Source organism: Nitrobacter sp. Nb-311A (genome assembly GCF_000152905.1).
In the GTDB taxonomy this organism is placed as follows: Bacteria; Pseudomonadota; Alphaproteobacteria; order Rhizobiales; family Xanthobacteraceae; genus Nitrobacter.
The window spans coordinates 127,047-138,366 of record NZ_AAMY01000007.1 but is presented as its reverse complement, the minus strand read 5'-3'; the positions used below and the strand labels follow the sequence as shown (position 1 = coordinate 138,366).

At 57.9% G+C, this 11,320-nt stretch carries 10 protein-coding genes and 1 riboswitch; of the genes, 4 read left to right on the top strand and 6 right to left on the bottom strand.

The features are described from left to right. Positions 1-886, top strand: an 886-nt coding sequence (locus NB311A_RS04185) for a P63C domain-containing protein (protein WP_040673924.1), incomplete at its 5' end; no start/stop codon positions are given. 158 nt (positions 887-1,044) lie between these two features. Here NB311A_RS04185 and NB311A_RS04180 read toward each other — a convergent pair. The 3 genes from NB311A_RS04180 to NB311A_RS21215 all read right to left on the bottom strand — a co-directional run bounded on the left by NB311A_RS04180 (position 1,045) and on the right by NB311A_RS21215 (position 2,919). Further along, complete coding sequence (locus NB311A_RS04180) at positions 1,045-1,491, bottom strand: hypothetical protein (RefSeq protein ID WP_009797209.1); 447 nt, start codon at positions 1,489-1,491, stop codon at positions 1,045-1,047. Beyond that, complete coding sequence (locus NB311A_RS04175; RefSeq protein WP_040673922.1) at positions 1,460-1,933, bottom strand: Panacea domain-containing protein; 474 nt, start codon at positions 1,931-1,933, stop codon at positions 1,460-1,462. Before NB311A_RS04175 ends, NB311A_RS04180 begins: the two co-directional genes overlap by 32 nt. 74 nt (positions 1,934-2,007) lie before the next feature. Continuing rightward, on the bottom strand, positions 2,008-2,919 hold the full coding sequence (locus NB311A_RS21215) for a hypothetical protein (RefSeq protein WP_009797207.1): 912 nt from the start codon (positions 2,917-2,919) through the stop codon (positions 2,008-2,010). Between the two features lie 700 nt (positions 2,920-3,619). Here NB311A_RS21215 and NB311A_RS04160 point away from each other — a divergent pair. From NB311A_RS04160 to recA, 3 genes are all read left to right on the top strand, one after another. Next, complete coding sequence (locus NB311A_RS04160) at positions 3,620-4,138, top strand: helix-turn-helix transcriptional regulator (RefSeq protein ID WP_083780371.1); 519 nt, start codon at positions 3,620-3,622, stop codon at positions 4,136-4,138. Continuing rightward, positions 4,135-4,776 (top strand): hypothetical protein, encoded by a 642-nt coding sequence (locus tag NB311A_RS04155; protein WP_009797204.1) that lies wholly within the window; start codon positions 4,135-4,137, stop codon positions 4,774-4,776. The genes NB311A_RS04160 and NB311A_RS04155 overlap by 4 nt, the downstream gene beginning before the upstream one ends. A gap of 194 nt (positions 4,777-4,970) precedes the next feature. Then, a complete protein-coding gene (recA, locus tag NB311A_RS04150) occupies positions 4,971-6,059 on the top strand; it encodes a recombinase RecA (RefSeq protein ID WP_009797203.1) in 1,089 nt (362 codons plus the stop codon). Between the two features lie 352 nt (positions 6,060-6,411). Here the strand turns inward: recA and gcvP are convergent, their stop codons facing one another. The 3 genes from gcvP to gcvT all read right to left on the bottom strand — a co-directional run bounded on the left by gcvP (position 6,412) and on the right by gcvT (position 10,887). Next, a complete protein-coding gene (gcvP, locus tag NB311A_RS04145) occupies positions 6,412-9,276 on the bottom strand; it encodes an aminomethyl-transferring glycine dehydrogenase (RefSeq protein ID WP_009797202.1) in 2,865 nt (954 codons plus the stop codon). 72 nt (positions 9,277-9,348) lie between these two features. Further along, complete coding sequence (gcvH, locus tag NB311A_RS04140) at positions 9,349-9,714, bottom strand: glycine cleavage system protein GcvH (RefSeq protein ID WP_009797201.1); 366 nt, start codon at positions 9,712-9,714, stop codon at positions 9,349-9,351. Between the two features lie 9 nt (positions 9,715-9,723). After that, entirely contained in the window at positions 9,724-10,887 is a 1,164-nt protein-coding gene (gene gcvT / locus NB311A_RS04135; protein ID WP_009797200.1) for a glycine cleavage system aminomethyltransferase GcvT, read from the bottom strand. 138 nt (positions 10,888-11,025) lie between these two features. After that, a riboswitch (glycine riboswitch) is annotated at positions 11,026-11,130 on the bottom strand. Positions 11,131-11,320: the final 190 nt, after the last annotated feature.

Below are 11,320 nucleotides of genomic sequence, written 5' to 3'. Positions count from 1 at the left end.
CGGGGGCACACAAATCTCCTGCGCAGTTTTGCCAAACGGAACCAGGATCATCACGCAGGCAGCATTTTTGCGGGCACTTGGACGATCACGATCGCCAAAAGCAGGAACAGGCGTCCTTTCAACGGTCGACGAACTGCCCTTCTTTTTGCAAGCCGAAGCGCTAAAACCCTTTATTTCCGAAGAGTTAGCGATGTCGACGAACCCCATATTTTACCGCACAAAATCCGGGACAAAGGGGGTCGGATATGATGCGCGACTGCTTCCGCAAGTCGCGGAAGTTTACCTGAAATTCCGCGACGACACTTTGAGACAAAAGAAGGATGTACCAGCGCGATATGAAAAAATGATCGCTGCTGCTGATTTGCTGATGCGCGCGCTCGCGAACGTGGGGATCATAGCACTTGTCGACGAAGCGACAGGCTTTCAGCATAGCCGAGCGAAAGACGCGCTAGCGCGAATCCTTGAGGAGTTCATCGCTAAGGAACTGCGCCCATGGGTGAGAACGTTCCCAGATGAATTTTATTCCGAACTATTTCGACTTCGCGGATTGAAATATCCGCGCGATACTGTGAAACGTCCGCGTTATTTCGGGCATCTTACGAACGATATCATCTACGCGCGTCTCGCGCCCGGCGTGATGGAAGAATTGAAAGCGGCAACGCCCCGCGCGCCGGATGGGCGTCACAAGCACCAACTGCATCGCAGACTGACGGATGATATCGGCCATCCAAAATTACGTGAACATTTGGCAGCAGTCGTGACCACCATGCAACTTAGCGATGACTACGACGATTTCATCCATAAGCTGGACAGGGTAAAGCCGCGATTTGGAGACACGTTGCCCCTACCGCTTGAAGGGCCTAAGGAAAAGAAAGAACCGCTGTGAAAGAGGCCGCCCCACTGAGGCGGCTTCTTTCGTTCCAACTCCTCACTCAAACTAGGACACTTCCTGATTCGAATTAGGACACAAGGGCTTAAATACGGACAGTACCCCCCAGCACGGTACTGGCCGAAATAGGCCACTCGCTGAGGCAAAGTAGGCCACTACTCTTCAAAGCATTCGTGGTTACGGTCGAGCCAAACCAGAAAGAATACGCCCTCGACGAAGAAGCCGTGCGCTCTGGCCTTATTGCTTGGATCGATTTTTATTTCGTGAAAGACAATGTCGTCGCTGATAGTCTCTGGCCGACGAAAACGAGCGTATTTTGGCTCGCCCTTGTGAATGCCGCATAACGATTGTGTTCGTTGAAGCTGGTCGGCGTCATAGCCCCTGATCTTATCAATCGCTGAGCTGAATTTTTTAAGATCGCCCTTTTGCCATTCAGAAAAACACTCGCAGGACCTCAAATAATATTTGAGGCTTATCGATACACTTTGTTTTACGAAATGCTTTGCGAGGTCGCTTTCAGAAATCAACGGCTCGGCGGGCAATGGTTCCTCAATAGAAACCGCAGCTTGATCAATCCCAGTTTTTTCCAATTCGCTCGGCATAAAAATCACGCATCAAATTCTTGCTGATAGTATCCGTGCACTTCGCCTCAGGAGGCAAATCGCCGCGAGTTTCTCTCCAAGGCGCGTGCTCGTGCGTTAGGCGCTCAAGAGCCTTTCCGCTCAATTCGCCGTACCGGGCGTAAATCTTGTCAAGGTAACCTGCTACGTTTGCGTCCACGTCGAAGTCATCAGTTATCGGTGGGATTGAACCCCATCTATACTCTTTGTACTGATGCCAAACAGAAGGCACAACTGGTCCGTGCGCCCAAGCTTCGATGTCCTCTTGGAAAAGAGGTTTATTAAAATTGGCAAGGTGCCAAGCCTGCGAGAAATAGATGAGCTTTTGGAGCTTGAGATGAGTCATATCGTCGCCGGCCTCACGGTCTGCGCGATTGATGAACCACTTAGCAATGTCTGTTGGGCGGCCTAAGTCCTTGGGCATGTTGATAAGATAATCCAAATACAGGCCAAAACAATTGCACATCTATATCAGCAAGATATTGATTCTGCAATAGTTTAGTGCTTCCCGCCCTGAATTACCGTGAACTTCCGCCGCCGATCCGGGGGTGTCTCAGTCGGCAAGGCTGGCGCTACAGCGAGTACCGCGTCCACAAGCTGACCAATGCTCCAAGCCCGATCCGCAACGCCAATGGCCTTTGCTGGCGTCGTGCGCAATGCTTCATGGACGCGGCAGAGATTGTAGTGCGCGACATACAGCGCTACCGCCGCAACGTGATTGTCCAGCTTCTTTGAAAAGCCATTGGTTAGGCGAGTGAAACGACGGCTGCTCATGCGCAGCGAAAGGTTCTGCCGTTCAACGTAGCTCGTTGAAACGTACTGCTCAGGATCGCCCGATACTACGTCACGGCTTACAGCTACTACGGCGGCGGGCGAGTACCGGCCCTGCGCTTCCTTTACGAGGTGCGTTACCGAGTAGGTCTTTACGATGACGCCATGGGAAGCGTTCGCCCCGAAGGCATCGCGGATCGCCATGCGGTAGGGGTGGAAGCCGTCCGTTGAAATCTCCGGCTGGCCAATGACACGGCTGCGCAGGTCATGCAGGAAGTCCATCGTGCTTTCGGTGTTCCGCTTACCAACGCCCCAGCTAATGATCGCCTTTTGCGTTCCAGCCATGCCGATGAAGATGTACTGATCGCCCTTCGCCGCTATCTCATGCTTTTTGACGTTCTTCTGCTTCTTGCCGACGAACGACCACGCCTCATCAAGCTCTAGACGTTCGGTACGGACACCGACCATCATGCGGTCGTGAAGCTCCATGCAGCCCATGCCGACGCGATAGGCGAGGCTGCCAACGGTGCCACGGTTGACGCCGGTCAGGCGCGCAGCGGTACGGATGCCGACGCCTTCGCAAAGGGCGGCAATGACTTCAATCTGCTTTTCGCGGGGAAGTACGTTCACGAAGCTCATCCTTCGGATTGAAGGGGATGGCTTTCAGCGAAACTCTAGCAAAAACGCCTTGCAGAGCGTATATTTGCTAGGTGGTCATTCGCTTCGGGCTCATCCCCGGTGCGGTTGATCGGGGCCGCTGCGGTTGCAGCCAAAGCGGTCCCACTTCTGGTGGAGGTAGTCGGAATTGAACCGACCGGACGTGCTTGGTAAGGGCTGACCCGGCGACCTGCTACCCCCATCGCCCTTAAAAACCCGCCTTACCAATAGGTTAGGTGGGTTTTTTAGCGACTCGTTCACTATATCGCAAATTTGCGATATGTCGTCAATAGAGTCTTGCGGGTGAATCACAAAAATGCGATATTGCTGATGCCGGTGCTTTGGACGATTAGATCGTACGTCTCGGAGCGCGGTGTCGATGAGATTCGAAGCTGGTACGACGAGCAATCGGTTCGCTGCCGCGCCAAGTTTCTTCTGCGAATTCGATTTCTCGCTCAGACGCCAAGAGCGGGCTGGAGGCGGGAACCGTTCGATCTGTTGCGCGGATACGAATTAGGCGAAGTTCGGTTCAACGTTGATGGTGTTCAACATCGACCTCTCGGGTTTTTTAGTCCGGGAATGATTTTCACGATCGTGATCTGCGCTGAAGAAAAAGACGACAAGTTTGTTCCGAGGCGTGCAGCCGAAATAGCCGAGAGCAGAAAGAGGGAAATCGAACGTGATGCTTTCAGATGCTGCCCATTCTGGCTCCCACTTCAGTGAAGAACTTGTCCGGGAATTGACGGACAAGGAATTCCGTCAAGAGTACATGATGGATCAGGTGCGCTCGTATATCGCCTTTCAAATACGCGCGCTCAGAGAACAACGAGGGTGGAATCAGGCTGATCTAGCTAGAGAGGCTGAGAAAACCCAGAGCGTGATTTCTAGGCTCGAAGACCCAGACTACGGGAAACTTAGCCTACAAACATGCTTGGAAATTGCGATCGCGTATGACCTCCCTTTGCTCGTCCAGTTTGTGGAATGGGATGACTGGTTGTCGCGGATGTCCAATATGTCCCCCAGCGCCATGAGAAAAAGAGGATTTGATGCGAACCGGCTGTTGAACAAACGTGCAGTTCGAAGCCAGACCGCAGAAGCTTTCACTCGAATGATGTTGGAAGATCAGCAGAAGGCAGGTGCGGCACGGGCTGCCAACCAGAATGCTGCTCAAGAGAAACTCTTGGCTGTAGGCGCGCGATGAAGATACAGACTATAGATTCTCAAGCATGGTGGATATCACTTGCTGACGAGTTGCGGCCTACGGAAGGATGGGACGGTCCTTCTTTTATTACGACAATAGCTAAGGCATTTGAATTCAGTGACCTTCCGAAACAGGTGGCGGATGGCGGTGGCTTCGATTTTATAAATGGATTCTATCGTGATGGAGGGCAGGTAAACTCCATCCCTAAGCTCGTCCTCTACAACGATGGAATCAACGTGAATGTTCAAGGACGAACGTCCGTCGCAGAAGCGGTCCTGCAAAGAACGCTAGAGATTGCATTCTCTTTCGGAATCCGACCGCCGACAACGACACCGTTGCATCACTACCTCAGCACGATCGTGGTGGATTTAGATAAGTCCTTGGACAACATCGTGCCTAAATCATTCTTGGACATGATTTCAGCTTCGAGCGCGAAGGGAAATGCTCAGTTTCTGAGTATCGCCTTCAACCCGGACAAGACTAAAGGTCTCGGTCCTATGCCAGGCGTAACTCCAAATTCATTTAGCATTGGCCGTCGAGTTGACGTGCCCTACGACCAGAATCGCTATTTTAGTCAGGCAAGCATGACGACTGAAAAGCACATAGAAATAATCGAACACCTTCAAGCCCTAATATGAACCGGCACTAATTTATCAAATCAGGCCACCCCCAAAATCAAACTAGGCCACTAGGGGTCGAAACAGGCCAGTACCCCCAGCACCAAAAGAACATATTGCGAACTTAGAACAAATAGGGTACATACTTCCATCGGATCAATCACGGCGCCATTCGTTGTCCCGCCCGCGAATCCCGTTCATAAGGAGCCCGGCCTATGTCTCAAGCTGCCCTGCGTATCGTCGAAGGATCCTCCATGGATAAGTCCAAGGCCCTGTCCGCCGCGCTGTCACAGATCGAACGCCAGTTCGGCAAGGGCTCGGTGATGAAGTTGGGCAAGAACGACAAGTCCATGGATGTGGAGGTGGTCTCCTCGGGCTCGCTCGGCCTCGACATTGCGCTGGGCGTCGGCGGCCTGCCCAAAGGACGCATCGTGGAAGTCTACGGGCCGGAGTCCTCGGGCAAGACCACGCTGGCGCTGCATGCCGTCGCCGAGGCGCAGAAAAAGGGCGGCATCTGCGCCTTCATCGACGCCGAGCATGCGCTTGATCCGGTCTATGCCCGCAAGCTCGGTGTGAATGTCGACGACCTCCTGATATCGCAGCCTGATCATGGCGAGCAGGCGCTGGAAATCGCCGATACGCTGGTGCGCTCGGGCGCTGTGGATGTACTGATTATCGACTCGGTCGCGGCACTGGTGCCGCGCGCCGAACTCGAGGGCGAGATGGGCGATGCGCTGCCCGGATTGCAGGCGCGGCTGATGAGCCAGGCGCTGCGTAAACTCACCGCCTCGATCAACAAGTCCAATACGATGGTAATCTTCATCAACCAGATCCGTATGAAGATCGGGGTGATGTATGGTTCGCCGGAGACCACAACCGGTGGCAATGCGCTGAAGTTTTATGCCTCCGTACGCCTCGACATCCGCCGCATCGGAGCGATCAAGGAGCGCGACGAGGTCGTCGGTAATCAGACCCGCGTCAAGGTCGTGAAGAACAAGCTGGCGCCGCCTTTCAAGCAGGTCGAGTTCGACATCATGTACGGCGAGGGCATCTCCAAGATGGGAGAAATCCTCGATCTCGGCGTCAAGGCAGGCATCGTCGAAAAATCCGGCGCCTGGTTCTCCTATGACAGTCAGCGTATGGGGCAGGGCCGCGAAAACGCGAAAGCGTTCTTGCGGGCCAATCCCGACATCACCGCCAAGGTCGAGATGGCTATCCGGCAGAATTCAGGACTGATCGCCGAGCAGATTCTGGCCGGTAGCCCTGAGCGTGAGACCGACGATGACGAGACGGCGGGGGATTGAGTCTTCGTTTCTCGGGGAAGCGCGAGCGCGCTGTATGATTTTGATTGCCCGTGTTTTCCTCCGAATCTGGACGTGACCGGAACAGGCCGAGCCCGAATAATATTTCGGTTGAGAACGCTCCGGTCGATCGGTTGAAGTGAGTTTCCAGGACTCGGGCTCGTGTGAGTCGAGGTCGGTGCGATCCGCGAAGACGGGAATCCTTCGTGGAGATCTGTCGCGCCTCTTGGAAGAGACGGGCGCTGTGGATGTTGAATTGCCGACATCCCCAGCGTCCGGCTTTGCGATCATCCATTTCGCCTTCTCCCAAAGGGAGAAGGGAGAGGGCGCGAAATTAGAAGGCAGTTGCGACCTTCTACTCCGCGGCTTGCGCGTAGTCTTCCGTGGGCGGACAGGAGCAGACGAGATTGCGGTCGCCATAGGCATTGTCGACCCGCCCGACCGGAGACCAGTATTTATCCGAACGCGAGGTCGCGGACGGGAAGCAGCCTTGGGTGCGGCTATAGGGTCGCGACCAGGTGTCGTCGGCGATGTCGTGGACCGTATGAGGCGCATGGCGCAGCGGCGATGCCTCGACTTTCCAGCGTCCGGTCTCGATCTCGGCAATCTCGTGCCGGATCGCGATCATGGCGTCGCAAAAACGGTCCAGCTCCGCTTTTGATTCGGATTCGGTAGGTTCAATCATCAGCGTACCGGGTACCGGAAAACTCATGGTCGGGGCATGGAATCCGTAGTCGATCAGCCGTTTGGCAATGTCATCCACGGTGACGCCGGTTTTGGTTTTCAGCGCACGAGGGTCGATGATGCATTCATGCGCGACCCGTCCCTTGACGTTGCGATATAGCACCGGGAAATGCGGATCGAGGCGCTGCGCGATATAATTGGCGTTGAGGATCGCGACTTCGGTCGCCCGCTTCAAACCTTCGCCGCCCATCATCAGCATGTAAATGTAGGAGATGGTGAGAATTGAGGCCGAGCCGAACGGTGCCGCCGCGACCGGTCCGACCGCGGATGGCGTTGCGCCGTCGGTCACGGGGTGACCGGGCAGGAAAGGCGCGAGATGCGCCTTCACGCCGATCGGGCCCATGCCCGGTCCGCCGCCGCCGTGAGGAATGCAGAAGGTCTTGTGCAGGTTGAGATGGCTGACATCGGCGCCGTAGTCGCCGGGCCGCGACAGGCCGACTTGCGCGTTCATGTTGGCGCCATCGAGATAGACCTGCCCGCCATGGCTATGCACGATGTCGCAAATCTCGCGGATGCGCTCTTCGAACACGCCGTGCGTCGATGGATATGTGATCATGATCGCGGCGAGACGATCGGCGTGCTGCGCCGCCCTGGCCTTCAAATCGTCGACGTCAACGTCACCGCGCGCATCGCAAGCCACCACCACGACGTCCATCCCGGCCATGTTGGCGGAGGCCGGGTTGGTGCCGTGCGCGGAAGAGGGGATCAGGCACACCGTGCGATGACCCTCGCCGCGCGCCGCGTGATAGCTGCGGATCGCCAGAAGTCCGGCATATTCACCCTGCGCGCCGGAGTTCGGCTGTAGCGAGATCGCATCGTAGCCGGTGATGTCGAGCAGCCATCGTTCGAAGTTCTCAAACAGTATGTGATAGCCTTCCGCCTGCTCGGGCGGCGCAAAGGGGTGAAGGCTCGCGAAAGTCGCCCAGGTCAGCGGAATCATTTCGGTGGTGGCGTTGAGCTTCATGGTGCAGGAGCCGAGCGGAATCATGGCGCGGTCAAGCGCGAGATCGCGGTCGCTGAGCTTTCGCATGTAGCGCAGCAGCTCCGTTTCGGAGCGGTGTTCATGAAAGACCGGATGGGTCAAATAAGCCGTCTTGCGCTCAAGGTCCGGCGGCAGCAAATCGGGCGCGCGCGCCTCGACGTCCGCATAAGAAAATGCGGCGCCAAAAGCGCGCCACACCGCTTCGACAGTCTCCGGTGTGGTGAGTTCGTCAAGAGCGATGCCGAGTGTGCCGTCTGCGTTGATCCGGAAGTTGATGCCCTGGCTGCATGCGCGGTAGGCGATCTCGCTTTGCCGATCGCCGGCGCTCACGGTCAGCGTGTCGAAAGCCGTACTGTTGAGCGGCGCGAAACCGAGCCTCGTCAACCCAGCCGCCAAAATCGCGGTATGACGATGTACGGTACGCGCGATCTGCGCCAGCCCTTCCGGCCCATGATAGACCGCGTACATTGAGGAGATCACCGCCAGCAGCACCTGCGCGGTGCAGATGTTCGAGGTGGCTTTCTCGCGGCGAATGTGTTGTTCGCGGGTCTGCAAAGCAAGGCGATAGGCCGGCGCCCCGCGTGAATCCACCGACAGTCCGACGATGCGGCCGGGCAGCAGCCGCTTCAGCGCGTCGCGCACCGCCATGTAAGCCGCGTGCGGGCCGCCATATCCCATCGGCACGCCGAAGCGTTGCGCGGTGCCGACGGCGATGTCGGCGCCGAGCTCGCCGGGCGAGGCCAGTAGCGCGAGCGCCAGCAGGTCCGCTGCGATCACCGCAAGGCCGCCTTTCGCCTTGACCGCGGCGATGGCGGGGCGCAGGTCGCGTACAACGCCGGATGTGCCGGGATATTGCAGCACCGCTCCAAACACGTCGGCTTTGTCGAGATCGCGCAACGGATCTCCGGTAACGAGTGTCCAGCCTAGCGGTTCTGCGCGGGTGCGCAGCACCGCCAGTGTTTGCGGATGCACGTCGTGATCGACGAAAAACGCTTTCGTTTTCACCGATGATGCGCGTTCAGCCAGCGCCATCGCCTCTGCCGCCGCCGTTGCTTCATCCAGCAGCGACGCATTGGCGACATCAAGGCCTGTGAGATCGCAGATCATGGTCTGGAAATTGAACAGCGCTTCCAGCCGGCCCTGGCTGATTTCCGGCTGATAGGGTGTGTAGGCCGTGTACCACGCCGGATTTTCCAGGATGTTGCGCTGAATCACCGTCGGCAGGATCGTGCCGGAATAGCCTTGCCCGATCAGCGATGTGAACAGCTGGTTCTGCGCGGCGAGGCTTTGCATATGCGCCAGCGCTTCGGCTTCGCTCAAGCCCTCACTGAGATCGAGCGGCGCCGTCTGGCGGATCGACGGGGGCAACGCCTCGTTCATCAGCGCCTCGAGGCTCTTCGCGCCAACGGTTTCCAGCATTGCGGCGATATCGCGTGACGATGGACCGATATGGCGGCGCGCGAAGGTCGTGGCGGGATCTTCACGGGCGATCATTGAATGACTCCTTGATACATAGATAGGTTATGAATGCGCCATGCCGGGCTTTGTGCCAGGCACGTAAAATGTTTACGCCGTGTGCGTCTTGTAGGCCGTCCCGTCCATTAGACCCTCGAGCTCGCTCCTGTTGGCGATCCTGAGCTTGAAAATCCAGGCCTTGCCTTCGGCATCGGAATTGATCAGCCCAGGCTCCGCGCCGAGTGCGTCGTTGACCTCCAGAACCTCGCCCGCAATCGGCGCATAGACGTCGGAGGCTGCCTTGACCGACTCCACCACCGCGGCCGCTTCGGCCTTCTTGAGCTGGCTTCCGATTTTCGGAAGTTCGACGAAGACAACGTCGCCGAGTTGCGACTGCGCGTAGCCGGTAATGCCGATCGTTGCAGTCTCGCCCTCAATGCGGAGCCATTCATGATCGGTGGTATACAAAACGGTCATGACAAATCCTCAACGCTTGTAATTGTGTGGAACGAAAGGCATCGTGCACACCCGCAGCGGCAGCCGCTGTCCGCGTACGTCTGCAAAGACGAGACCGCCCGTGGCGGCATGTGAGACCGGCAGATAGCCCATCGAGATCGGCGCGTTCAGGCTCGGCCCGAAGCCGCCCGACGTCACGGTGCCGATCGGATCGACGGAGCCTGCATCGGCGAACAGCAATGCGCCCTCGCGCACGGGCGCGCGGCCTTCCGGCTTCATCCCGACGCGGCGGCGCGCCGCGCCTTGCTCGAATTGGGACAGAATGACATCCGCACCGGGAAAGCCACCCGCGCGCGCGCCCCCGCTACGCCGGCTTTTCTGCACGGACCATTCCAGCGCGGCCTCGATCGGGGTTGTCGTCGCGTCGATGTCGTGACCGTAAAGGCAGAGACCGGCCTCGAGCCGCAGGCTGTCGCGCGCGCCAAGTCCGACCGGCATCACGTCGGGATCGTCGAGCAATGCCGACACCACGTTCTCGGCGTGAGCCCCGGGAATCGAAATTTCGTAACCGTCCTCGCCGGTGTAGCCCGAACGCGACACCAAGCAATCGACTGCGTCTCCAGCGACTCGCATAATCCGCGCCGAGGCGTCCATGAAGCGCATCGCCGGCGCTTCAGGACATATCTTCGCCAGCACGGACGCCGCCTTCGGGCCTTGCAGCGCCACCAGCGCGCGATCCGCCAGAACCTCGATGGTGCAGGCATCGGAAAGGTGCTCGCGAAGATGGGCCTCGTCAGCGGCTTTGCAGGCGCCGTTGACGACCAGAAACAGATGATCGCCGAGATTGACCACCATCAGGTCGTCGAGTATGCCGCCGGCCGCATTGGTGAACTGGGCATAGCGCTGCCGGCCCGGCGCGACCGCTACGATATCCTGCGGCACCAGCCGCTCTAGGGCCAGCGCGGCGTCCCTGACGTTGCCGGATTTCGGCCGCAGCGCGATCTGGCCCATATGCGAGACATCGAACAGGCCGGCGCTGGCGCGGGTGTGGAGATGTTCCTTCAGCACGCCGGAAGGGTACTGGACCGGCATGTCATAGCCCGCAAACGCAACCATCTTGCCACCCCGCGCCAGGAGCAGCGCGTGGAGAGGCGTTTCTTGCAGGATCGGCGCTTCTGAAACGTGCGTCGCCATCAGGGGGCCTCGCGGTTAAAGGGACGATTCCCTGCAAACCCGTTAGAGACCCCATCTGTCGCTGTGCCTGAGAGTATTATCCCGTCGGCGGACCCGGCACGGACCGCCGGTCCGCAAGGGTCTCTTTCCAGATGTAAACCAGTCGCGCGGTCCGTTTGCCTGAGAGTTTCCGGGGCGGTTGCTCCTTCGGCGCCGGCCTGCTTCCCCATTCAGAAAGCGGCCGATCTCTCCCGGCGCGACTAAACATAGCAGATATGAGGAAAATACGGTTTCAGCAAGGCTGTCAACGCACCGCAGCATCTTTCAACGGATGTTATTCGGATCGGCCAAGCCCCTGATCCTCCTGCACAGTTTCTGGACAGCCCGGCTGCCCCCGTCTAAAAGGCGGTCGCTGGACGAAATGCGGCTGCTGACTTGCGCGTATTATGATCGC